Source organism: Streptomyces sp. NPDC056479 (assembly GCF_042795335.1).
Classification (GTDB): Bacteria; Actinomycetota; Actinomycetes; order Streptomycetales; family Streptomycetaceae; genus Streptomyces.
The window spans coordinates 281776-304929 of the sequence record NZ_JBHTRZ010000003.1; the positions used below are offsets into that span (position 1 = coordinate 281776).

The 23154-nt window shown below is 70.0% G+C and carries 21 protein-coding genes; 6 read left to right on the plus strand and 15 right to left on the minus strand.

What is annotated here, in order from left to right; all coding sequences use genetic code 11:
* Positions 1–159: 159 nt before the first annotated feature.
* Positions 160–876: an ANTAR domain-containing response regulator gene (locus ACFQ6S_RS12760; protein ID WP_383407176.1), complete on the minus strand. Its 717-nt coding sequence runs from the start codon at positions 874–876 to the stop codon at positions 160–162.
* Positions 877–1000: 124 nt separating this feature from the next.
* Here ACFQ6S_RS12760 and ACFQ6S_RS12765 point away from each other — a divergent pair, with 124 nt between their 5' ends.
* Positions 1001–2128 (plus strand): PAS domain-containing protein, encoded by a 1128-nt coding sequence (locus tag ACFQ6S_RS12765; RefSeq protein ID WP_383407178.1) that lies wholly within the window; start codon positions 1001–1003, stop codon positions 2126–2128.
* 23 nt (positions 2129–2151) lie between these two features.
* On the opposite strand, the gene ACFQ6S_RS12770 is transcribed toward ACFQ6S_RS12765, so the two are convergent.
* Entirely contained in the window at positions 2152–2943 is a 792-nt protein-coding gene (locus ACFQ6S_RS12770; RefSeq protein ID WP_383407180.1) for an RNA polymerase sigma factor SigF, read from the minus strand.
* 249 nt (positions 2944–3192) lie between these two features.
* Here ACFQ6S_RS12770 and ACFQ6S_RS12775 point away from each other — a divergent pair, with 249 nt between their 5' ends.
* On the plus strand, positions 3193–4995 hold the full coding sequence (locus tag ACFQ6S_RS12775; RefSeq protein WP_383407183.1) for a thiamine pyrophosphate-requiring protein: 1803 nt from the start codon (positions 3193–3195) through the stop codon (positions 4993–4995).
* 221 nt (positions 4996–5216) lie between these two features.
* Positions 5217–5753 (plus strand): phosphate-starvation-inducible PsiE family protein, encoded by a 537-nt coding sequence (locus tag ACFQ6S_RS12780; protein WP_383407185.1) that lies wholly within the window; start codon positions 5217–5219, stop codon positions 5751–5753.
* Here the strand turns inward: ACFQ6S_RS12780 and ACFQ6S_RS12785 are convergent.
* On the minus strand, positions 5727–7904 hold the full coding sequence (locus tag ACFQ6S_RS12785) for an FUSC family protein (RefSeq protein ID WP_383407188.1): 2178 nt from the start codon (positions 7902–7904) through the stop codon (positions 5727–5729). The two genes, ACFQ6S_RS12780 and ACFQ6S_RS12785, sit on opposite strands and share 27 nt — an antisense overlap.
* A 362-nt stretch (positions 7905–8266) precedes the next feature.
* Complete coding sequence (locus ACFQ6S_RS12790) at positions 8267–9340, minus strand: hypothetical protein (RefSeq protein ID WP_383409231.1); 1074 nt, start codon at positions 9338–9340, stop codon at positions 8267–8269.
* 673 nt (positions 9341–10013) lie between these two features.
* On the opposite strand from ACFQ6S_RS12790, the gene ACFQ6S_RS12795 reads away from it, so the two are divergent.
* Together ACFQ6S_RS12795 and ACFQ6S_RS12800 are read left to right on the plus strand one after the other, a co-directional pair.
* Positions 10014–10463: a DUF1931 family protein gene (locus ACFQ6S_RS12795; RefSeq protein WP_383407191.1), complete on the plus strand. Its 450-nt coding sequence runs from the start codon at positions 10014–10016 to the stop codon at positions 10461–10463.
* 506 nt (positions 10464–10969) lie between these two features.
* Entirely contained in the window at positions 10970–12163 is a 1194-nt protein-coding gene (locus ACFQ6S_RS12800; RefSeq protein ID WP_383407194.1) for a PP2C family protein-serine/threonine phosphatase, read from the plus strand.
* A 129-nt stretch (positions 12164–12292) separates the two neighbouring features.
* Here the strand turns inward: ACFQ6S_RS12800 and ACFQ6S_RS12805 are convergent, their stop codons facing one another.
* The 3 genes from ACFQ6S_RS12805 to ACFQ6S_RS12815 all read right to left on the minus strand — a co-directional run bounded on the left by ACFQ6S_RS12805 (position 12293) and on the right by ACFQ6S_RS12815 (position 15102).
* A complete protein-coding gene (locus tag ACFQ6S_RS12805) occupies positions 12293–12688 on the minus strand; it encodes a DUF2267 domain-containing protein (protein WP_383407197.1) in 396 nt (131 codons plus the stop codon).
* Between the two features lie 68 nt (positions 12689–12756).
* The gene (locus tag ACFQ6S_RS12810; protein ID WP_383407200.1) at positions 12757–13149 is read right to left on the minus strand and encodes a DUF2267 domain-containing protein; all 393 of its coding nucleotides are present in this window, start codon (positions 13147–13149) and stop codon (positions 12757–12759) included.
* 21 nt (positions 13150–13170) lie between these two features.
* Positions 13171–15102, minus strand: a complete 1932-nt coding sequence (locus ACFQ6S_RS12815; RefSeq protein WP_383407203.1) for an MFS transporter — start codon at positions 15100–15102, stop codon at positions 13171–13173.
* A 138-nt stretch (positions 15103–15240) separates the two neighbouring features.
* Here ACFQ6S_RS12815 and ACFQ6S_RS12820 point away from each other — a divergent pair, with 138 nt between their 5' ends.
* Complete coding sequence (locus tag ACFQ6S_RS12820) at positions 15241–15465, plus strand: hypothetical protein (protein WP_383407206.1); 225 nt, start codon at positions 15241–15243, stop codon at positions 15463–15465.
* 102 nt (positions 15466–15567) lie between these two features.
* On the opposite strand, the gene ACFQ6S_RS12825 is transcribed toward ACFQ6S_RS12820, so the two are convergent.
* From ACFQ6S_RS12825 to ACFQ6S_RS12860, 8 genes are read right to left on the minus strand one after another with little or no spacing between them, the layout of a single operon-like run.
* Positions 15568–16071 carry an Hsp20/alpha crystallin family protein gene (locus ACFQ6S_RS12825; protein WP_383409234.1) on the minus strand — a complete coding sequence of 168 codons (504 nt, stop codon included), beginning with the start codon at positions 16069–16071 and terminating at the stop codon, positions 15568–15570.
* Positions 16072–16118: 47 nt separating this feature from the next.
* Entirely contained in the window at positions 16119–17900 is a 1782-nt protein-coding gene (locus ACFQ6S_RS12830; protein ID WP_383407209.1) for an FAD-dependent oxidoreductase, read from the minus strand.
* Positions 17900–18160, minus strand: a complete 261-nt coding sequence (locus tag ACFQ6S_RS12835) for a UBP-type zinc finger domain-containing protein (protein WP_383407212.1) — start codon at positions 18158–18160, stop codon at positions 17900–17902. Before ACFQ6S_RS12835 ends, ACFQ6S_RS12830 begins: the two co-directional genes overlap by 1 nt.
* Positions 18161–18166: 6 nt before the next feature.
* The gene (gene trxA, locus ACFQ6S_RS12840; RefSeq protein ID WP_383407215.1) at positions 18167–18625 is read right to left on the minus strand and encodes a thioredoxin; all 459 of its coding nucleotides are present in this window, start codon (positions 18623–18625) and stop codon (positions 18167–18169) included.
* Positions 18622–21261, minus strand: coding sequence for an ATP-dependent chaperone ClpB (clpB, locus tag ACFQ6S_RS12845; RefSeq protein ID WP_383407218.1), 2640 nt, complete (start codon positions 21259–21261; stop codon positions 18622–18624). The genes trxA and clpB overlap by 4 nt, the downstream gene beginning before the upstream one ends.
* The gene (locus ACFQ6S_RS12850; RefSeq protein ID WP_383407221.1) at positions 21252–21620 is read right to left on the minus strand and encodes a chaperone modulator CbpM; all 369 of its coding nucleotides are present in this window, start codon (positions 21618–21620) and stop codon (positions 21252–21254) included. The genes clpB and ACFQ6S_RS12850 overlap by 10 nt, the downstream gene beginning before the upstream one ends.
* Positions 21620–22555, minus strand: coding sequence for a DnaJ C-terminal domain-containing protein (locus tag ACFQ6S_RS12855; RefSeq protein ID WP_383407224.1), 936 nt, complete (start codon positions 22553–22555; stop codon positions 21620–21622). Before ACFQ6S_RS12855 ends, ACFQ6S_RS12850 begins: the two co-directional genes overlap by 1 nt.
* A gap of 6 nt (positions 22556–22561) precedes the next feature.
* Positions 22562–23146, minus strand: a complete 585-nt coding sequence (locus ACFQ6S_RS12860; RefSeq protein WP_383407227.1) for a nucleotide exchange factor GrpE — start codon at positions 23144–23146, stop codon at positions 22562–22564.
* Positions 23147–23154: the final 8 nt, after the last annotated feature.

The following is a 23154-nucleotide window of genomic DNA, read 5'->3' on the forward strand; positions in this document are numbered from 1 at the left end:
CGGCGGTCGTGCCCCCGCAGCCATGACAGCCCGCCCGGCGCCCCGGCGCGCGCGGCCGGGCACCATTCGCGCGACGGGTGACCGCCGATCGGGTGACAGGGCTCGGGTGGGCGAAGTCGGCCGACCTGGCGAGTCCGGTCCCCCCGGCACTCCCTCCCGTCAGTTCATCAGCGCCGCCAGATCCCGCTCCAGCCCGCGCCCCCGCCTCTTCACCACGCCGGCCGCGACGTCCGACAGCTTGCGGTTGGTGCCCTGCGAGATACGGCGCAGTACGCCGAAGGCGGCGTCGGCGTCGCAGCCGAGGACGTGCATGACGATGCCGCACGCCTGGTCGACGACGGGCCGGGAGCGCAGGGCGGTGCCCAGATGGTCGAGCTCGGTGAGCGCGGCGCGGTAGGAGCGGTCGCGGACGAGACAGCTCGCGGCGAATTCGCCGAGCGCGTGCACGGGACCGTGCCGCACGTCCTCCAGGGCGCCGGGCCGGAAGCTGTAGAGACTGAGCGTCACGGTCAGCCCGGACCGGCGGAACGGGAGCGTGACGCTGGAGCGCACGCCCGAGTCGAGTGCCATGGCGCGGTACTGCGGCCAGCGCTCGTCGTGCAGCAGGTCGGCCGAGTCGACCGGTTCGCCACGCTCCAGGGCGGCGGGGATGGGCCCGTCCCCGGAGCGGAGCTGTACGGCGACGAGTCCGGCGAGGTCGGGGTGGGTGACGGAGGCGGGCCGCTCGGCCCCCTCCTCGGCGACCATGCTGCTGGCTCCGCAGCAGTCGACGGTGCAGCGCACGGCCTGCTCGGCGAGCGCGGACAGCCTGCGCCCGGGAAGGGCCGCTTCGGCGGACTCGTCTCCCCAGTGACCCAGACGATCGTCAACGGGCATCCTCAACTCCTCGCTCTTCTCTGCGCGTTCCCGGTTCCGGTCGGGGAAAACGACTGGCGAACAAGGGGAACCGGTTGGGCCCCGGTCGCCCCGGACCACATCGCCGCCAGCTAGGTTCATCCCCATGGAGAAGACGGACGGATTCGGTGAGGAGCTCGCGGATTTCGTGCGCCGCGTCGCGGAACTCAAGGCGGCGCGATCCGTGTCCGGTGAAGACCTCCCGACGGTCCTGGACGCGGCCATCTTCGAACTCGACCATGTGGCCGACCAGTTGTGGCCTTGGTATGAGCGGCTGTACTCGAGCGGCCCGGCCCGTACGGCCTCCGCCGACCGTCAGGAGCAGCATCTGCTGCGGGCGGTGTTCCAGCGCTTTCCGCTCCCGGTGGCGCTGGTGGACCGCGAGGCGGTGGTGCGCCGGCTGAACTTCGCCGCGACGGCCTTCACCGGGGTCCGGGCGGGCCATGCGACGGGCCGCCCGCTGACCGGTCTCCTCGCCCACGCCGACCGGGCGGCGTTCCGCTCGCAGGCCGCCGCGGTGGCTCGCGGCGAGGGCGACCGCACTCTCACCGTGCACCTCCAGCAGCAGCCGTCGGTCCCGGTCCACGCCACCCTGACCGCCGTACGCCCGAGTGGGGAGCCGCACACCACGGTGCTGGTGGTGATGCAGCCCGGAGATCTCACCGCATCCGGCGCGCCTGCTCCGGCCGCGACGCCGCCGTCCGAGGTCCCCGACCTCGCCGAGACGACCCGGCACGCCGCGCTGCTGGATCTGCTGGACGCGATGACCACGACTCTGCTGACCGCACCGCGCGGCGACCGCGACACGGCCTTGCGGCAGGCGGCCCAGGTGCTGCACGGCCGCTTCGCCGACTGGGCGATCGTCGACACGGTCGCCGCGCGGGTGTCCCGTACGGCAGTGCTGGCCCCCTCGGCGCGGGAGGCGGTCTCGCTCGCGGCACAGGATCCGGCCACGTGTCCCCTGGTCACGGAGACGGCGCGGACCGGATCCCCGATCCTTCAGGTACGCACCGAGAACCCGGACGCCTTCGGCAAGGACGCCGAGGGCGCCCCCGTCCTCGTACAGGCGAACGTGACGTCGCTGCTGTGCGTGCCGCTCGTGGTCGAAGGCACCGTCGAAGGCGTCCTGACGCTGTTCAGATGCGGAGCCCGCCCGGCGTTCTCGATGGCGGAGGCACAGGCGACGGACACCATGTCCCGTCACATGGCACTGGCGATGGCGCGGACGCCCTGAAGGGTCGCGGCGGAGGCCGGCCCTCAGACCACGTCACTCAGGACCTGCTCCCGTACCCGATGGCAGCACCGGCTGATGAGCCGGGAGACATGCATCTGCGAGATCCCCAGCTGCTCGGCGATCCGGCTCTGCGTCATGTCCCCGAAGAAGCGCATGTACAAAATCGCCCGCTCCCGCTCGGGCAGCGCGGCGAGCCGGGGCTTGACGGCCTCACGGTCCACCACGGTGTCCAGCGCGGGGTCGGCCAGTCCGAGCGCGTCGCTGAGGGAGTACCCGTCGTCGCTGCCGGGCAGTTCCGCGTCGAGTGACAGGGCGGTGAAACTCTCCAGCGCCTCGAGACCCACCTTCACATCGGCCTCGCTCATGTCCGCGTGCTCGGCGATCTCGGCGAGGGTCGGCCGGCGGCCGGAGACGGTCTGGAGGTCGTGGACGGCGAACCGTACGCGGTTGCGCAGGTCCTGTACCCGGCGCGGCACGTGCAGCGTCCACATGTGATCGCGGAAGTGCCGCTTGATCTCGCCGGTGATGGTGGGCACGGCGTAGCTCTCGAAGGCGTTGCCGCGCTCGGGGTCGTACCGGTCGACGGCCTTGACCAGCCCGAGGGCGGCGACCTGCCGCAGGTCCTCGAAGCTCTCGCCGCGGCTGCGGAATCGCCCCGCGAGCCGGTCGGCCATGGGCAGCCAGGCCTCGATGATCCGCCCGCGGAGGGCGTCGCGCTGCGGTCCGTCGGGCAGCTCGGCGAGCCTGCGGAAGTCTGCGGCGGTGTCGGGGGCGTCGTCGTGCGGGTGGTGCTTCGCGCTCACTGTGGTGGGCATGGTGCGTCGCAACTCCCTTGGTCGTGCTCTGGGTTGGTAGGTCACCGTGGGAGTGCGGGCGCGCACCGGAGTCGGACACACCCGTGGTGGGAAGAAGACGCCACTTCCACGGACGTGCCTCCTGTCCGAAGCACTGTTCGTCCGCCTGCCCCTGCTCCCGCTCCTCAAACCCGGGCGCAGGTTTTCCACACGCCCGCGGGGTCACTCGTGGCGGTGCCGCGCCATCCCCCGGAGCCCTGGAGGTCCCGCATGAGCACCAAGGTCGCCGACCATGTCCTGCAGCGTCTGCGCGAGTGGGGTGTGGAGCATGTCTTCGGCTATCCGGGTGACGGCATCAACGGGCTCCTGGCCGCGTGGGGCCGGGCCGAGAACGAGCCGCGTTTCATCCAGTCCCGGCACGAGGAGATGTCCGCGTTCCAGGCGGTCGGCTACGCCAAGTTCAGCGGCCGTATCGGCGTGTGCGCGGCGACCTCGGGACCCGGCGCGATCCACCTGCTCAACGGCCTGTACGACGCCAAGCTCGACCACGTCCCGGTCCTCGCGATCGTCGGCCAGACACACCGCTCCGCGATGGGCGGCTCGTACCAGCAGGAGGTGGACCTGCACACCCTCTTCAAGGACGTGGCCTCGGACTTCGTGGAGACGGTGACGGTCCCCGAGCAGCTGCCGAACGTCCTGGACCGGGCGATCCGCACCGCGTACGCCCGCCGCGCGCCGACGGCGATCATCATCCCCGGGGATGTGCAGGAACTGGACTACTCGCCGCCCACGCACGAGTTCAAGATGGTGCCCTCCAGCCTGGACCGCGGCTCCTGGACGGCGGTCCCCTCGGACGACTCGGTCCACAGGGCCGCGGAGATCCTCAACGCCGGTGACAAGGTGGCGATCCTGGTGGGCCAGGGCGCGTCCGGGGCGCGTGCCGAGGTGGAGCGGATCGCGGAACTGCTGGGCGCCGGCGTGGCCAAGGCGCTGCTCGGCAAGGACGTCCTGAGCGACGAACTGCCGTATGTCACCGGCTCGATCGGCCTGCTGGGCACCCGCCCGTCGTACGAACTCATGCGGGACTGCGACACCTTGCTGACGATCGGCTCCTCCTTCCCGTACACCCAGTTCCTGCCCTCGTTCGGCAAGGCGCGGGGCGTGCAGATCGACATCGATCCGCACATGGTCGGGATGCGGTACCCGTACGAGGTGAACCTCGTCGGCGACGCGAAGGCGACGCTGGAGCGGCTGATCCCGCTGATCAAGTCGGAGGAGCGGGGCCGCGAGTGGTACGACACGGTGTGCGACAACGTGACGTACTGGCGCGAGATCATGGAGCGACGCGCCGGACTGTCGGCCGACCCGATCAACCCGGAGTACGTCACCCGCGCCCTGGACCCGCTGCTCCCGGACAACGCGATCGTCTCCTCCGACTCGGGCTCGGCGGCCAACTGGTACGCCCGCCACCTCACGATGCGCCCCGGTATGCGCGCCTCGCTGTCCGGGACGCTGGCGACGATGGGCTGCGGAGTGCCGTACGCCATCGGCGCCAAGTTCGCCCACCCGAACCGTCCGGCGATCGCGCTGGTCGGGGACGGGGCGATGCAGATGAACGGGCTGACGGAGCTGATCACGGCGGCGAAGTACCAGGACCTGTGGGAGGACCCGCGGCTGGTCGTGGCCGTGTTCAACAATCACGACCTCAACCAGGTCACCTGGGAGATGCGCGCCATGGAGGGCGCTCCCTCCTTCCTGCCCTCCCAGGAACTCCCCGACGTCCAGTACGCCGCCTTCGCCCGCTCCCTCGGCCTGACCGGGATCCGGGTGGACAAGCCCGAGGACGTCGAGGCGGCCTGGCGCGCGGGCCTGGAGGCGAACGGCCCCGCGGTGATCGAGTTCGTCACGGACCCGGCGGTACCACCGATCCCCCCGCACGCCACCTGGGACCAGCTGGAGGCGACGGCCGCGTCGATCCTGAAGGGGGACGCGGATCGGGGGTCGATGGTCAGGCAGGGGTTCAAGGCGAAGATGCAGGAGTTTCTGCCGGGGCGGGAGAAGAGGCGGGACTGACGAACACTCGCCTGTTGAACGGCACTGAAGAGTTCAGTTGCGCACGAAAGAATTCAGTAGTCAGTTCACTAGCGCAGTGAACTGTTCAGTACCACTCCGAGGATTAGACCCCAAGATCGCCGACCACCTCACTGCTTCCCCCAGGCTGCCGCCACAGGGAGCTATCCGCTCGTCCACCCGATCGGCAGCACGCCGCGCCTGCGGGCCGGGGCACGCCTAGCATGCTGACTGTGCGACCCATTCTCCCGAAGATCGAAGGCGGCCGGGTACAGGGCCTCCTGCAGCTCATCGAGGACGGCATCCACCTCGTCGTCGCGGCGCTTCTCGTACTGCTCGCGGGGCTTCTGACCGTCGGGGTCGTCCGAGACGTCATCAGGTCGATCCAGGGGCCGTACCGCGAGGAGACGGTCGTTCTCTCCGCCCTGGACAACGGCCTTGTGCTGTTCATCGTGGCCGAGCTGCTCCACACCGTCCGCCTCACCATCAGGAACCAGACCCTCGACGCGGAACCGTTCCTCGTCGTCGGCCTGATTGCCGGCATCCGCAAGGTGCTCATCGTGACGGCCGAGGCGGAGAAGTCCTTCCGCTGGAACCCCGAGGGGATCGAACTGCTCATCCTGGCGGGGCTGATCCTCGTCATGGCGACAGCGGTGTACGTGTGGCGGCGCTCGACGCGGCCGGGAGACTACTTGCGGCTTCAGGAGGCGCGGCGCTCCCCGTCGCCGGAGCCGTCACCCACCCCGGTGCGCGGGTCCTGATCCGTCACCTTCCCCAGCCACGGCCGCCCGGATCCGTTGCTCCTCGCGAGCGGAGCCGACGTCCCGTTCCAGGGGTGTGCGGTTTACTGCTGCCGCGAGGTCCTCCAGGGCCCGTTTCTGCAGTTCCGCCCCGCGCCGTAGCACCGGGCTCCGTTCCCGGGCGGCGACGCCCTCCCACGCGTGGAGCGCCTCCTCCACGCGCCCCCAGTCCGGATTCCTGTGCTCGCGCACGTCGACTGCCGCCTGCGCGGTGTCCGCCTCCACGGCCTCGGCGAACCGCTCCGCCTCGGGGACGAAACGGCTGTCGGGCGGCGGGACATGGCCCTCCATGAGCATCGCCGCCCGGCCGAATCCCTGAAGCGCCTCCTGCGCCTCCTCCGCCTCGCGTGACGTCAGACCCCTGGGACGGACCGGCTCACGCTTTGCCTGGTCGTAGGCACCCTGCCAGGCGGCGCGTGCCTCCCTGCTTGCCAGCAGTGCCCTGCGCATTTCGGCGCGATGCTCCCGGGTCGGTTCGGCATAGCTGCGGAGCACGGCGGCCGCGTAGCGGCCGTTGGCGGCGAGCCAGTCCGCAAGCCGGCCCGGCAGCCGGGGTGTCTCCCATGCGGGGAACACCACGTACGCCAGCATTGCCAGAGCCCCGCCGAGCAAGGTGAGCGCCACCCGCTCCGGGACCGTCTGCTCCAACGCCTGGCCGCCCATGCCGAGCAGGAAGACGACGTACGCGGCAGTGAAGCACTGGGAGTAGGCGTAGCCGGTACGGATCAGCGTGTACGACAGGCCTGCCGAGACCACCGCCAGCAGGCCGAACACATGGGCGTCCGGGCCCAGGGCCCGCACCATTGCCGTCGCGAACGCGACCCCCACCAGGGTCCCGGCGAGACGGGCCACCGCACGCGCATACGTCCGGTGGAAGTCCGGCCGCATCACCATCACTGAGGCGATGGGCGCCCAATAGCCATGGCCGAGGGGTAGCCGGGCGGCGATCAGATAGCCGAGCGTGGCCACCGCCGCCAGGCGGACGGCGTGCCGGAATACGGGCGAGTCCCGGCGGAGCTCACGGCGGACCGCCCGGACGACGACCGGGACCAGCCGGAACATTGTCGGGCGCACCAGGAACTGGGCGCTCGCGGGGCCGGGTGGCGTGGGCGTCTTCCCGCGTGCGCCGCCGCTCCCGGCGATTTCCAGCGCCTCGCCGAGCAGTTCCACGAGCCGTTCGGCGGTCTGCCGCGCGGGGCCCTCCAGCACCTCATGCTCCTCGTCGACGCGCAGGACGTCTGCGCTCCCGGGGGGCACCTCGGCGGGAGTACCGCGGCGGATCGAACGGGCAGTCGCGTCCAGGACGTCGGCGGCCGCGTCGAGCAACTCCCGTGCGCGGTCCCGCCCGGGTCCCTGCGCCGGGGCGCCGATGTCCGGGTCGGCGAGCGCGGCGACGACCGGCCGAATGCGCTCGGCGATGCCCCGGGGGCCATGGAGGACGGGGGGACGGGTGCGGGCCTGTGATGGCGTCACGGCCGCCGCGTCCCGGGCCGTCATCAACGGCTCCGGGTCGAACGGGGCGGTCGGGTCGTGCCGCAGTCGGCGGGCGTAGTCCGCCATGGCTGCCAGGGCGTCGGCAAGCGCGTCACGGTGCGCCCCCCAACGGCGGATCGGGAACAGCAAGATCAGCACGGCCTGGGCCACGCCTCCGAGCGCGATGATCCCGGCGTGCTCCAAGGCTCGCTCGACGCTCGTAGGCAGGGTGATGGTCACCAGCATGCTGCCGACGGTCGTCGCTGCGACGATCCCAGCGGTCGATCCGACGGCCCACGCCATCCCCGCGGCAAAGGCCCATACGGCCAGCAATGGGAGGAACGTCACGAGTCGCCCCGCCGCCAGGTAGCCCACGAAGGTGCTGAGCGCGAGCCCCGCACCCGCGCCGAGCGCGATCACCTTGCGTGGACGCCAGGTGCGCTGGAAGGTGGCCCCACCCGCGGAGTAGGCACCGAGGGCGGCCGATGCGGCATACGCAGGGGAGACCAGCCACAGCGTCGGCCCGATGACGATCGCCACCCCAGCGGCCGTGCGCAGCGCCAGCAAGGGCTCCAGCCGCGTCTCCTCGATCGTGAGCCCGGATCGCACGACCTCCCCGAAGGCCCGCAGCCACGTCACGGACGTGAGCCTAGCCGGAACGCCCTGCCGGGTCGCGCCGGCCGCGCCGCCACCTCCTGACGGCACCGCGCTCGGCGGGCACGCGACCCCGGCTGACCTACACCCACAAACCGGCACCCGATCGGGAATGGCCGGCGGGGGTCGCGAAGCGGCTGAAGAAGGGTGACGGACCTGCCCGCCGGGGGCCACACCCGCCCCATCATCGCCATGATCAGCCCGCCGGGGCACATCGCGCTGCTGTTGCCGCCCATGCTCAGCCTGATGCGAGTCGCCCGCCGGCTGAGGGAAGCGGCCCAAGTTCAGCGGACGTGGGGTGTTCCGAGGGGCCGCCGCCCGTAGGCGCCATTTGCGCCGGTAGCGGTTCACTTCGAGCGCTGGTCACCTTGGTCGCCTTGGAGGGCGTGGCGACGTTCCTGTTCACGCTTGGAGTAGGCGGCCGCCCGGATCGCCTCGTCGCTCTCCAAGCCCGATCCAAGGGCGCCGCCCACGGTGGCGACCGAAGCGACGAACCAGGCCAACGTCCAGTACTCCTCGGCGTGCAGTGGGTTTCGTGTCACGGAAGCGAAGAGTTGGTCGTTGAGGATGAACAGCGCCCACACCCAGTTGATGACCATCAAACCCACGTAGCAGACGAGCACCCCGATACCCACGGTCACGACCGTCGAGGCGTTGTAGAGCCGCGCCCTCTGCCTCGCCTCCGGCGAGCTCTCTGCTGATCGATGCCACAGCTCCGCGTCCACGATCAGCCAGCCGATCATGATCGCGACAGACCCGACCATGGCGATCACGAGGCGTGGCGTGCTCAGGGACGCGGCCAGGCTCCAGACAGTGGAGTTCACGGTGGCAACTGCTCCCGTGGCGAGTGCGGCCGCCAGGGCTTTCGACAAGCCCGGCACCAACCGCCACGGCCGGTTGGCGCGGACCATACCGACGAGCACCCGCAGGTAACCGCGCGGCCCGCTGACGACGTACCGAAGTTCGTCGGTCTCCTTCTCACCGAATCGCGGAGGTCCTTCAGCCCCAGCGGTTTGCGGACCCGCCAAGCCAAGCACGGCTTCTTCAACGGCCCGCCGAGCCCTCGTCTGCAGCCGCAGGCCCCCCAGTGAAGGAAGAGAGAGCAGCGCCAAGCCGTGTTCGTGATTCAGATTCACAGCGAGCTTGCGCCCATGTGAGTGCAGCGGAAGGTCAGTGAGGGCCACGACGATGTCCCAGTTCTCCGCACTTCCACGGTCCATGATCCGGCGCATCAAGGTGGACGGGTCCTCCGTCCCCGAAGTGAAGGGCTCACTGACCACCTCGACGTCGAACCGTCGCCCCTGGCCCGACTTGTCGGCGAGCCGAGCAGAAAGTGTCCGGGCCATGCGCTGCGCGATCTCCGTCGGCGCGTCCGGATCCGCCAGGAGAGCCACGACCGTAACGCCCTGCGACACCCGCATGACTGGACCCTCCTCGTCGGCTGCCCCGCGATCCCAGGTGCCCACAGGCGCCGCCCAGGTAACGTCGACGCCGCGTGACACGCTGACCTCCGCCTGCAGGCGCAGGCGGTACGGCCGGATCTCCTCGTCTTCCCAGCACAGAGCCTGCTCCCAGCACCGGGCCGCGATCGCGTTCGCCAGCGCGAAGACCCGCTCAGGCATCACCCCGGCACGCACCGCACTCCGCGCCACCAGGCCACCCGGCTTCGGTGTCCGCCCGGGAGCCGGAAGCCCTGCACTCGGGAGAACGGCTGCGAGGCACAGCACTACGTCTCGCCGGCGTCGGAGCGGCTGGTAGGCGGAATGGTCCGCGTCTACCGGGCGCGGGCGCTGTCCACCGGCCTCTCCCGAGCGGTCCCTGGCGTGTTCACCACCGCGGCTTCGGCCTCATCAGCAGCGATATCTGGGGGTCACCCCTTACGCGGCCGCTCGGCGACGCGGTGTTCACCCTGCTGTCGATCCGCACGCCGGTCCGACTCCCCGGGCAGTCGGACGCCTGGGCCTGGCAGGGCAATACAGGGAGGCTAATTGGGCCCGGTATGCGCATGCGTTCGCGCACCCCCGTCGGCCAGGCTGACGGGGAAGCCCCAGGGGGCCGGGAGCCACCCGACGCCCGCAGCCGGAGGTTGCCGTCATGACCGTGATGTCCATCGCCAGGTTCGAAAGGTTCTTCCGCGCGGCCGGGGGGCTGGACGTCGACAAGAACGATCTCAAGCGCTACAGCGACTTCGTCGACGCCAAGCTCTACGATCTGCTGACCGTCGCCCAGGCCACGGCCAAGGCCAACGGGCGCGACGTCATCCGGACCTGTGACCTACCGATCACTAAAGGCCTGCAGGAGAGCATTCACCACTTCCGGAAGATCGACCAGGAAGTAGAACTCAAGCCGATCCTGGAACAGCTCGCCACCCACCCCGCTCTGGACCGCACGCCCGACGAGGAGACCGAGGCGGCCTATCCGGACATCATCGGCGGACTCAGCCTGGCCCTTGCCCAGAGCTTCAAGATCCTCCACCCCGACCTGAAGAACCCCCAGACCCAGCACTGGGGCGAGGCTCGAGCCGTCTTTGACCTCCTGCTGTGAGTGGCGATTGGACCAGGCGGAGCAGGCCATGGGCCAAACAGCTTCAGCGCGCTCTGCTTCCGCGGCTGCCGCAACGATCCTGCTCAGCCGCCGCAGGGCCTCGTCCACGTCCAGTGTTGCTGAGACCGGTCGCGTACCTCCGCCAGCCAGCAGCGGCAGGAGGTCCAGAGCCGCTGCAGCCCCGCGTCCACGTCGAGCTCGTCCTGCGGTTGCGGTGGAGCGCAACGCCCGACGGGCGAGGGGCAACCAGCCTAGGTCGCCTGACGCATCTGGTCGGTGAGCCGACCTAGACCGCGGCGGGCACCCGTCCCGTCGGCTGCTGAAGCCGCCGCTGTGCGGCTTGTGGGGATCCGCACGATCCCCGACCTTCTGGTGTCAGCCGAACTCGATCCCGATTCCCGACCGATCCGCCGGGGGGCTCTAACACGCCAGGCTGATCGGCCCACATCTCGAGTGTCGGAGGGCTCAGATTGTGTCGGTTCCACCTCGCAGGGATCATCGAAGGCATGGGCAGGAGCATGTCCGACGGGTCCGGGGAGCGGCTGCTGGAGGAACTGGTCAGAGCAGCCCAGCTGGCATCACCTGCGGAACTGCCCGTGGTCCTGAACCGGTATGCCGAGGCCATGGGTCTGGGCAGTGCCGCTATCTATCTGGTCGACATCCAGCAAAGACTGCTGGTGCCGCTTGTCGACGGCGAGCCGGAACTGGACCTCGACACTTCGCTGGCCGGATGGGCCTACCGCACCGACTCACTCCGAGTGGAAGAAGGCCCCTCCGGCGGGATGAACGTCTGGCTGCCCCTGGCCGACGGAGCGGAGCGGCTGGGCGTCGTTGAGCTGAACATGAGCACCCTGGACGCGCTCAAGCTGCGGCGCTGTCGAACGACGGCGCTGCTCCTCGCATTGATCATCACATCCAAGCGCACCTACAGCGACACCATCGCGCAACGCATGCGTACCAGGCCGATGCACCTGCCCACGGAGATGGCGAGGGCTTTTCTCCCTCCCCGGTCGATCGGGACCGGGCGGGTCGTTTCGACGGCGGTTCTGGAGCCTGCGTACGAACTGGGCGGCGATGCTTTCGACCATGCGTTCACCGACGACGTTCTGCACGCCACAATCCTTGACGGCATGGGGCACAACCTGGCGTCCGGACTTGCCACCTCTGTCGCCATGGCAGGCTGCCGTAACGCCCGGCGCAGCGGGGCAGACCTGAACGAACTCGCGGGCACCGTGGACGAGGCGCTGGCGAAGTGGCTTCCGGAGCAGTTCTGCACGGGTATCTTCACCCAGTTGCACATGCCCACCGGAGTGCTGCGCTGGTGCAACTGCGGCCACCCTCCTCCGTTGCTCATCCGTCGCCACCGCCTGCTCCATAGGGCCTTGGAGCGGCCACCTGAGCCTCCTTTGGGTCTGCCCGCCAGTCTCGCCGGGACCGCCCGTCAGGTGCACGACGCCAGCCTCGAACCCGGTGACCGAATGCTGCTCTACTCAGACGGCGTCGTGGAGTCACGCGATGATGCAGGCGAAGAGTTCGGCCTGGAGCGCTTCACCGACTACATCATCCGGTCGACCGCAGCGGGGCAGAGCGCCCCGGAAGCGCTGCGCCTGCTCATCCATGCCATCCTCGAGCATCGGCACGACAAACTCAGCGACGACGCCACGATTTTGATGGTCGAGTGGCAGCCCCCTGAACCGTGACCGCAACATCTGCAGCGCCATACCCGCGCAGGCAGATGCCTCAGGCGATGGGCTGCAGGTCCTTGGCCGCAGCGGCGCCCTGTTCCTTGGCGGATGCTGCCGGAGGATGGGTTATCTCCTCGGGCCGGATCACGGCAGGAACGTCGCGAACGAGTTCGGCACCCGGGATTTGAGGTGCTCCCATTCGCCGGCGCTCACATGGCGCTCCAGAGATTTCAGTACGGTGCGCACCAGCTCTTCGCTGCCGCCCTCGACCGCATACGGGAATTCGCTCCGGACCCGTGCGAAGAACTCCTCGTTGCTCATCTTCACGGGCGTCTCGGCCGGCTTCCAGCCGTCGTAGTAGACGCCCCTGACGATGGTCGGCAGCTGGGCGCCGAACTGTACGGCCGTCTCGACCGGGAGACGATCCCGGAGTGGGTGCAGCACGGCCCGAAGTGCCGCGTACGACTGCTTGCGGCGGTCTTTGGGCCATTCGAAGGCCTCCTCGACGTCTTTGAGGAGCCGATTGGCCTTGTCCACCATGGTGTCGAACGAGGAGAAACCTGTATCAACCATTTTCGTGGGCCTTTCGTTCTGGGCGCCTCACGGGCTCAGTCCGCGAGGTCGGCCTTGCCGAACAGGACCGCGTAACTGGAGGGGAGTTGGCTGATGATCTGATTCAGTTCTCCGCCGGTGACAGCGTCGGCAACGGTGGTCAGGACCGCGCTGGCGTCCCACTGCGCCGTACGCGGCCGGGCATTGGTGCGCTCGGCGACCCGGCGGTAGAACTCTTCGATCCCGAAGCTCTGCGCCTGCTGCGGCGTGGCATGTTCCAGAACTCGTCCCAGTGGGCCGGGCAGCTGGGATGCGAGGTCCTTGACCTCTCCCGGGCTGATCCGTTGGGCCAGCACTTCCAGCACGGCGTTGGTGACGCCCGCGGCTTCGTCCTGGTCGTCGTATTCGCCTCGCTCGCGTACACGGGCGAGGAATCCGTCGTATTTCATCGCTGCCTCCTTCTGTCCCGGTCACCGCTGGTCATCGGGGTCGCCCGGTGCGCTGTCGGGCCGTCCGGGTCCGTCGGCCGACGCGTAGCTGCCGTTCCCAAGGCCCTTGGCCCGGGACTCCCGCACGGATTCACGCAAGGCACGGCGGAAGCGACCGGGGCCCCAGGAGCGGCCGCCCACGGCCTGTTCGAGTCGGTCGCCGCTCGTCGGGCCGGCTTCTTGGAGCGCGTGGGTGATCTGTTCGATCTCGTCGTCGAGGCGTTGTTCGGCCATGGCGGACGTACGGCTTGCCGTGCCCGCGGTGCCAGCCATCCCCGGCGAGTACAGCGTGCTGCCCGGTCCGGTGCCCGGGCGGTAGCGGCGGGCTCCGGCGCGCTCCCGCTCCCGGCGGCGGGCGGTGCGGTCGGCGATCCGCAATTCCCGGTCGTGCTCGGCCTGGCGGACGTGCGCGGGCCGGCGGCGGTCTCGTGCGTCCTGTGGCGCGGGCTCGTTGCGCCAGGCTGCCTCGGCTTCCTCAGCGGTGAGCGGCCGGGCGATGTTCTCCAGGGACTGTTGTTCGGCCCGGACACCGAAGAAGGCCTCGGCCAGTCCGCCCAGCCCCATGGCTGCCGCTCCGACGAGGAAGCCGATGGCCACCAGGTTGGCATCGCCACTGTGAATCAAGTGGCCGAACAGCAGCGGGCCGGTGATTCCGCCCACGGCCGTGCCGATCGCGAAGAACAGCGAGATGGACAGGGCTCGGGTCTCCATGGGGAAGACCTCGCTCACCGTCAGGTAGGCCGAGCTCGCTCCCGCGGACGCCACGAAGAAGGTCAGCGAGACCAGTAGGAAGAACGACCATGCGGTGAGGGAGCCGTTGATCAGCAGGACGGCGAGGACGACGGCCACGACTGCCGAGCCGAAGTAGGTGCCCGCGATCATCGGCTTCCTGCCGACGGTGTCGAACAGTCGGCCGAGAAGGAGTGGGCCGAGGAAGTTGGCGATCGCGAAGAGGGCAAGGAAGTAGGGGATCGAGCCGGAGCCGATGTCGAAGAAGCCGTTCAGGATCGTGCCCAGGTCGAAGACGATCGCGTTGTACAGGAACGCCTGTCCTACGAAGAGCGCCAGACCGAGAACGGCGCGACGCGGGTACCGCCGCAGAGCCGCGCCGGCGATCTCCTTGAACGGGATGACGTCGCGCTGCCGTACGGTGACCGCCGCGCCTGGTTCCGGCAGCTCGCGGCCGGTCTCTTGTTGCACCTCGGCCTCGATCCGGTCGACGATGCGTTCAGCCTCGTCTTCATGCCCGTGGATGAACAGCCAGCGCGGACTCTCCGGCACGTGGCGGCGTACCAGCATGATGCCCAGGCCCAGAATGCCGCCGAGGCCGAAGGCCAGCCGCCAGCCGAGGTCGGCTGCCAGCAGACTCTCGTTGAGAAGCAGCACGGCGACCAGGCTGCCGAGCGCCGCACCGACCCAGTAGCTGCCGTTGATGGCCAGATCCACCTGGCCGCGGTTTCGGGCCGGAATCAGCTCGTCGATGGCCGAGTTGATCGCGGCATACTCTCCGCCGATGCCCATACCGGTGATGAAGCGGGCGAGGTAGAGGTACCAGGCGTCGTGGGCGAACGCGGTCGCGACGGTGGCGAGGATATAGATGCCGAGCGTGAGCATGAACAGCTTCTTGCGCCCGTAGCGGTCGGTGAGTCTCCCGAACAGGAGAGCGCCCGCACATGCGCCTGCCACGTAAATGGCGGCGGCAGTGCCTATGTCGGAGCTGGTCAGGTTGATGCCGCTGCCCGGCTCGGTCATACGGGCGGCGACGGCCCCGACGATCGTCACTTCGAGTCCGTCCAGAATCCAGACGGTTCCCAGACCGATGACGATGCGCCAATGGAATCGGGACCACGGTAGCCGGTCAAGCCGGGCGGGGACCTTGGTCGTGACGACACCGAGCTCGGCTGTGGTGGTCATGCCGTGCCTCCTCGTTCAGGGCCACGGGCTGTCGCCGGTAGAACAGGCCGGTATGGACTGGTCCGCATAGGGTGGTCTTCTGTGCTGCGCTGCCACCTTCTGGGACACCGTTTTCGCTTTCTCCATGAGGGCGACACGATGCTCTGGCACTGCGCGCGTGGGTGCGGAGCGGAGGGCAGCAAGCGATACCCGACGGCCCAGGACGCCGAGCGTTACGCACAGGCATTCGACCGCGAGGACCAGGCGGACATGGGCCGGCGAGCACCGCTGGGTCTGCTCCCCCTTCGGCTGCTGCGTGCCTGGCGTCTGCGGCGCCGAAAGGAAGCCGGTGGCGAGCCGCGTGCCGAGTCGCCGCCGCCGTGAGGGGTTCTGACAGGGGACGTGGTTCATGAGTCACCCCGGGTGTCGAGCCTCGCCGGCCGGCCGCGGTGCCGGATGGGTGCCCGGAACCGCGGCGTTCGCGTCTCAACCCTTGTTCTCGGTGCTTTCACTCGTCTCGCTGATCTCGATGTGCCGGGGCTTTGCGACCTCGGCCTTGGGGACGGTGATGTCGAGCACCCCGTCCGACATCTGCGCATTGATCTTTTCGGTGTCGACCTCCCCGGGCAGCCGCAGCCGGTACTCGAAGGATCCGGTGCGGCGGGTGCTCCGGCGCAGGACGCCTTTGCGTTCCTTCTCCTTGATCTCTCCGGTGACCACCAGCTCCTGGCCGTTCGCTTCGACGTTGACGTCCTTGCTCTTGACGCCGGGGAGTTCGATCTCGACGTGGAAGGCGTCGTCGGACTCCGTGACATCCGCCAAAGGTGTCCACGCGACTGCGGGCGCAGTGCCGCCCACCGTGGATTCGATCAGTCCGCTCATCTCGCTGAGCAGTTGGTCGAACTCCGTCAGCGGATTGCGTGCCCAGCCGACGGGGCTGCCCTGCATTGCGCCACCGCGGTGACGCCGGACGGGCGTGGTCATTCCCATCGCCTCCTTCTCCTTCTCCTTCTCGTGATCTCGTCGCCCGCTGAGTGTCATGCGAGCCAAGCGGACTCCTTCGGACGGGTGCGCGAGGAGCTGTCGGTGCCGCCGGGCGCGGCCGTGTGGTCCAGGTAGCGGTGCACGAAGTGGATGCTCATCGCGCCTTCGCCGACCGCGGAGGCCACGCGCTTCACCGAGCCGCTGCGGACGTCGCCGGCGGCGAAGACGCCAGGCAGGCTGGTCTCCAACGTCAGGCAGTCGCGGCCCTGGCTCTGCCACAGTTCGGGAACGGAGCAGGCCTGCGCCTCCGCGCCGGTGAGCACGAAGCCGCGCTCGTCGAGGGCGAGCGCGCCGGACAGCCACTCGGTGTGGGGGTCGGCGCCGGTGAAGACGAACAGGGCCCGCACCGCCAGGTGGCGGTGCTCGCCCGTGCGGTGGTCGACCACGGTGACCGCCTCCAGCGCCTTGTCGCCGAGTGCCTCGGTCATCTCGGTGTGCAGCAGCACGTGCACCCGCGGGTGGCGCTCGATCTGATCGATCAGGTAGCGGGACATGTGCGCCTCGAGGCTCGGCCCACGGACGAGCAGATACACCTGCGGTGCGTACCCGGCCAGGAAGAGCACCGCCTGCCCCGCGGAGTTGCCGCCGCCGACGACCGCCACCGGGTCGGTACGGCACTGCTGGGCCTCGTAGACGGTCGCCGAGTAGTGGACGCTCGCGCCCTCCAACGGCTCGATGCCGGGCACATGGAGGCGGCGGTAGTGGGCGCCGGTGGCCAGAACGACGGTACGGGCGGTGATCTCGCTGCCGTCGGCGAACCCAACGGCATAATGGTCCTCCCGCCGTTCGAGCCGGGCCGCCTCCGCCGGGACGCTGATCCGAGCGCCGAACTTGCCCGCCTGGAGCACCCCGCGCTCGGTGAGTTCGGCGCCGGATATGCCGGAGGGGAAGCCGAAGCAGTTGTCGATGCGGGACGAGGTTCCGGCCTGGCCGCCGGTGGCCATCGCCTCGACCACGGTCGTGCCGAGGCCCTCCGAGGCGGCGTTCACCGCGGCGGCGAGACCGGCCGGACCGGAGCCGACGATGAGGAGATCGCCGCGTCCGTTGCCCGATGGCAGGGGCGGCAAGCCGATCAACCGGGCCAGTTCGGCGTTGCTCGGATTGCGCAGCAGTGTCGTGTCCCGCCAGATCACCAGCGGCGTCTGCTCCGGACCGACCGCGAAGCGGCGCAGCAGCGCCTCGGCCTCCTCGTCCGTCTCCAGATCGATCCAGCGGTGCGGCAGCCGGTTGCGGGCGGCGAACTCGCGCAGCCGCCGGGTGTCGGGCGAGTAGCGCGAGCCGATGATGCGGAAGCCGGCGCCCTGCCCGACGAGCAGAGCACGGCGGCCCAGGCAGGCGCGCAGCACCACATCACCGAGGATGGAGTCCCGGGTCACCAGGTCACGCAGCTGATCCATGGACAGAGCGAGGATCTCGCCGGGGTCCCTGACCACGGCGGTGTAGAAAGCCACCTGTCCGTTCAGGAGGCCGAGTTCGCCGATGAAGCGGCCAGGACCGTGGACACGCAGCAGGCGTTCGCCGGGTGTGCCGTAACCCTCGACGATGGTGACCGAGCCACTGAGGACGACGTAGAACGCCTCACACCGCTCCCCCTCCCGGATCAGCACGTCACCAACGTCAACCGCGCGCCTCTGGCCGTGCTGCGCCAGGCGGGCCATCTGGTCGTCCGACAGACGGGGATAGGCGCCATAGATGTCGGGTGTCTCGAAGGGGACGCTCTCCTCCGCCTCGTCCGGCACCGGCGCTGTGCCCGGCCGCGTCTCGTCGCCGGGCATCACACGAACGCCTCGTGGACGAAGCACCACCGCCAGTCCTCGCCGGGCTCCAGCGAGGCCACGATCGGATGGCCGTCGGCGGCGGCGTGACGGCGGGCGTGCCGGTTCGGCGAGGAATCGCAGCAGCCGACGTGGCCGCAGGTCAGGCAGAGCCTGAGGTGGACCCAGGGGGAACGTGCGGCCAGGCATTCCTCGCACCCAGGGGCGCGCGGAGTGACGGGGCGTACGAGGGCGAGGTGTGGGTCTGTTCCTACGGTCATGGCCGATCACCCTTTCCCGGCCGGTTCGTGGCCCGCGATCGAGTGCTCCACCCACTGCCGCAGGGCAGGGGCAGGTGCGGCACCCGCCTGTCGGGCGATGGTCTGTCCTTTGTCGAGGACCAGCAGCGTCGGTACCGCCTGGACCTCGAACCGCTGCGCCAGGCGCGGGTTCTTGTCGATGTCGACCTTGACCAGCTTGATCTTTCCCGCGAGATCGGCGGCGACCTTCTCCAGCGCGGGGCTCACCATGCGGCAGGGGCCGCACCAGGTGGCCCACAGGTCGACGACGACGGGCACGGTGGCCTGCTCGACGACCTCGGTGAAGTCGTCGTCGCCCGCGTCGGCCATCCACGGCAGAGGCTGCTTGCAGTGGCCGCACCTGGGGCGGCCCTCGGCGGCCACGGGTACCCGGTTGGTGCGCCCGCAGTGCGGGCAGGTGACGTTGGTGGCTTGGACGGTACTCATGCCGCCCTCGCTCCCGTCACGTCCTCGGGCTGGTCGTAGGTGACCACCAGCTCTCCGTGCTGGGCGTCGACGCGGACCGTGGCGCCGTCCTGGACGTCGCCCCGCAGCAGGGCGCGCCCGACGAGGGTTTCGACCTCGTGGGAGATGTAGCGCCGCAGCGGCCGGGCCCCGTACACCGGGTCGTAGCCCTGGTGGGCGATCACCTCCCGGGCGGCGTCGGTGAGTTCGACGGTGATGCGGCGTTCGGCGAGCCGCTGCCGCAGCTCGTCGAACTGCAGCTCCACGATCCGCTCGATCTGCAGCTCACCGAGCGGCTTGAACAGCACGATGTCGTCGACGCGGTTGAGGAACTCCGGGCGGAAGTGCCCGCGCAGCTCGCCCATCACCAGGGCGCGGGCGTCCGGCTTGATCTCACCCTCGGCGGTGGCGCCGTCGAGGAGGTGCTCGGAGCCGATGTTGGACGTCATGATGATCACGGTGTTGCGGAAGTCGACCGTGCGGCCCTGGGCATCGGTGATGCGGCCGTCATCGAGGATCTGCAGCAGGGTGTTGAACACATCGGTGTGCGCCTTCTCGATCTCGTCGAACAGCACGACCGAGTACGGCTTGCGGCGTACGGCCTCGGTGAGTTGGCCGCCCTCCTCGTAGCCGACGTATCCGGGCGGGGCCCCCATGAGCCGGCTGACGGTGTGCCGCTCCTGGTACTCGCTCATGTCGAGGCGGACCATGTTCTCCTCGGAGTCGAACAGGGCCCGGGCGAGGGTCTTGGCCAGCTCGGTCTTCCCGACGCCGGTCGGGCCGAGGAAGATGAACGAGCCGATGGGGCGGCGCGGGTCGCGGATGCCGGAGCGGGCGCGGATGATGGCGTCGGCGACGAGCTTGACGGCCTCGTCCTGGCCGATGACGCGCTCGCGCAGGATCTCGTCGAGGCGCAGCAGTTTCTCGCGTTCGCCCTCCTGGAGGCGGGCGACGGGGATGCCGGTCCAGGCGGCGACGATGTCGGCGATCTCCTCTTCGGTGACGACCTCGCGCAGTAGCCGGTTCTGCCCTTGTTTGGCGGCCAGTTGGTCCTCCTCTGCGGCGAGTCGGCGCTCCAGGTCCTGGAGGCGGCCGTAGCGGAGTTCGGCGGCGCGGTTGAGGTCGTAAGCGCGTTCGGCCTCCTCCGCCTCGTGGCGGACCTGCTCCAGTTCCTGGCGCAGTTCCTGCACGCGGCGGATCGCCTGCCGTTCGGCCTCCCACTGTGCGTGCTTGGCGTCGGCCTCGCCGCGCAGGTCGGCCAGTTCCTTGCGCAGTTCCTCCAGGCGGGCCTTGCTGGCGGGGTCGGTCTCCTTGGACAGGGCGGCTTCCTCGATCTCCAGGCGGGTGACGCGGCGGGTGATCTCGTCGAGCTCGGCCGGCATGGAGTCGATCTCCGTACGCAGCCGAGCGCAGGCCTCGTCGACGAGGTCGATGGCCTTGTCGGGCAGGAAACGGTCGGTGATGTAGCGGTGGGAGAGCGTCGCCGCCGCGACCAGAGCGGTGTCCTGGATCTTGACACCGTGGAAGACCTCCAGGCGTTCACGCAGTCCGCGCAGGATGGAGATGGTGTCCTCCAGACTGGGTTCGTCGACCAGTACCTGCTGGAAGCGGCGTTCGAGGGCGGCGTCCTTCTCGATGTGCTTGCGGTACTCGTCCAGGGTGGTCGCGCCGATCATGTGCAGTTCGCCGCGTGCCAGCATGGGCTTGAGCATGTTGCCCGCGTCCATGGCGCCCTCGGCGGCGCCCGCGCCGACGACCGTGTGCAACTCGTCGACGAAGAGCAGGATCCGCCCCTCGGCGGCTTTGACCTCGCTCAGTACGGCCTTGAGGCGTTCCTCGAACTCGCCGCGGTACTTGGCGCCTGCCACGAGCGAGCCCATGTCGAGGGCGAACACCGTCCTGTCGCGCAGTCCTTCGGGCACGTCACCGCGCACGATGCGCTGGGCGAGCCCCTCTACTATGGCGGTCTTGCCGACGCCGGGGTCGCCGATCAGGACAGGGTTGTTCTTGCTCTTGCGGCTGAGGATCTGGGTGACGCGGCGGATCTCGGCATCCCGGCCGATGACGGGGTCGAGGCGCCCCGTCCTGGCCTCGGCGACCAGGTCACGGCCGTACTTCTCCAGGGCCTCATAGGCCACCTCGGGGTTGGCGGAGGTCACGCGCTGGTTGCCGCGGACCTGGGTGAGCGCGCCGAGGAAGGAATCCCGGGTCACGCCGTGCTCCTTCAGCAGGCGCCCGGCGGCGGTCGCCGAGCCCTCCTCGGCCAGGGCCAGCAGCAGGTGTTCCACGGACACGTACTCGTCCTTGAGGCGTTTGGCCTCCCGCTCCGCCGCGTCCAGCAGCCGGGCCAGGCGCTGGGTGACGAAGACCTGACCCGGTGCCGCGCCCGGGCCGGTCACCTTGGGCCGACGGGAGAGCTCCTCGCGTACGGCCGCGCGCAACTCCTCGGGCTCGGTGCCCGCCTGCTGCAGCAGCCGCGGGATCAGGCCCTCGTCCTGGTCGAGGAGGGCGAGCAGCAGATGCTCGCCGTCGACCTCGGTGTGGCCCAGGCGGCCGGCGGCGCTCTGGGCCTCCTGCAGGGCTTCCTGGGACTTCTGGGTCAGGCGGTTCATGTCCATGGTGGTAGATCACTCCTCACGCCTGCACGCCGCAGCGCGGCTTCGAGCAAGCTGATGCGGTCGAGCAGGTCGAGCACCAGACCGACTGATGCGTAGTTCAGGCACAGCCCGGTGCGCAACCGCTGGACGCGGGCCAGGGCGGCCGGGGCGGTGGGGGCGAACACCAGCCGTCCGGAGGCGTCACGGTCGGCGTCCACCAGTCCGAGGGCGACGAACCGACGGATCAGGTCGGGATGGAGGCCTGAGCGGCGGGCCACGGTCTCCAGGGAGAGCTTGGGCACGGGCACGATCGCGTACTGCACGCCTACCTCGTGCGTGCGTGCGCGGGACGGGCGGGCCTCGGCCGGTCGGTCGCTCATCAGGTCCTCCTGGGGTCGAACGAGGATGTTGCCGCAAGTTCCTCCAGCAACTCGCGCTCCCGGTCGCTCAGCCGGGGCGGCACCATGATCCGCAGCTCCGCGTACAGGTCTCCGTTCGCGCCGCGCGGGCCCGGCATGCCCTCGCCGCGCAGCCGCAGGCGCCGTCCGCTGGAGGACCCGGCGGGCACGGTCACCTTCGCCGTGGCACCGCTCGGCGTGCGCACCGGCACGGTCGCGCCCAGCGCCGCCTCCCACGGGGTGACCGGAAGCCGCACGTGGACGTCCCGGCCCTCGAGGCGGAACTCGGGGTGGGGCTGGATCCGCACCCTCAGGTACAGGTCCCCGGCGGGAGCGTCGTCGCCGCTCCCGCGCCCGCCCTCCCCGGCCAGCCGGATGCGCTGCCCGTCGGTGGCGCCGGGCGGCACGTCGACCTGGTAGCGCCGCTGCCCGGCCGGCCCGGCGAGGGTGACCGTACGGCGGCCGCCCCGGTATGCCTCCTCGACGGTGAGCGGCAGTTCGGCCTCCTGGTCGGCGCCGGGCACACGCATCCGCCCTGCGCCGCCGAAGAGCGAGCCGAACAGATCCTCGACGTCGACCCCCTCTCCCCCGAAGCCTGCGGTGGAGTACCGCACCCGGGGACCGCCGCCGGTGGTCCCCCAGAAGCCGCTGCCGGCTCCGGCGCCGGCGGCGACTCGCTCCTCCCAGTCCTCCGGGATCTTCCGGAAGTCCTCGCCGAAGCGGTCGTACCGGGCTCGCTGCTCCGGATCGGACAGGACGCTGAAGGCCTCATTGATCTCCTTGAACCGCTCCTCCGCCTGGGGGTCCTTGTTGACGTCGGGGTGGTACCTGCGGGCCAGGGTGCGGTAGGCCCGCTGGATCTCGTCCGGGTCGGCGGTTCGGGCGACGCCGAGCACCTCGTAGAAGTCGCGTGCCATGGAGGGTCACTCCCGCTTGGCGACGGTCACGGCGGCAGGCCGCAGCTGCCGCTCGGCCTCCCCGTAACCGGGTCGCAGCACCTGGACCACGGTGTTCGGATCGGCGTCGGAATCCTGGACCACGCCGACCACCTCGTGCCGGGCCGGGTCGAACGACACGCCCCTCTCTGCGTGGCGCGGGTAGCCCAGCCGCTCCAGGACGTTCACGGCCTGGTCGCGCACGGCCCGGACACCTTCGACAATCGCGTCGGGGTCGGCGGTCGCGTGGCTCAGAGCAAGTTCCAGGTTGTCGATGACGGGCAGGAAGGCCGCTGCCGTACGGGCGCGTTCGGCCGAGGCCTCCCGCTCCAGCTCCCTGGCGTGGCGTTTGCGCAGGTTGTCGAGGTCGGCCAGGGCGCGGCGCCAGCGGTCCTCGGCTTCTCGCAGCGCGGCCGCGTATTCGTCCTCGGGTGCGGCGGTGGCGGTTGCGGCGTCGGGCCCCGGCTCGGCCTCCTCGGCCGGCGGTCCGGACTGCTCAAGGTCCCCGCGCGGCGGCTGTACGGCGCCTTTGGGCGGCGGGTCGGGCTCTCGGCCCCGGTGTGGCTTGGGCATGGCGGGCC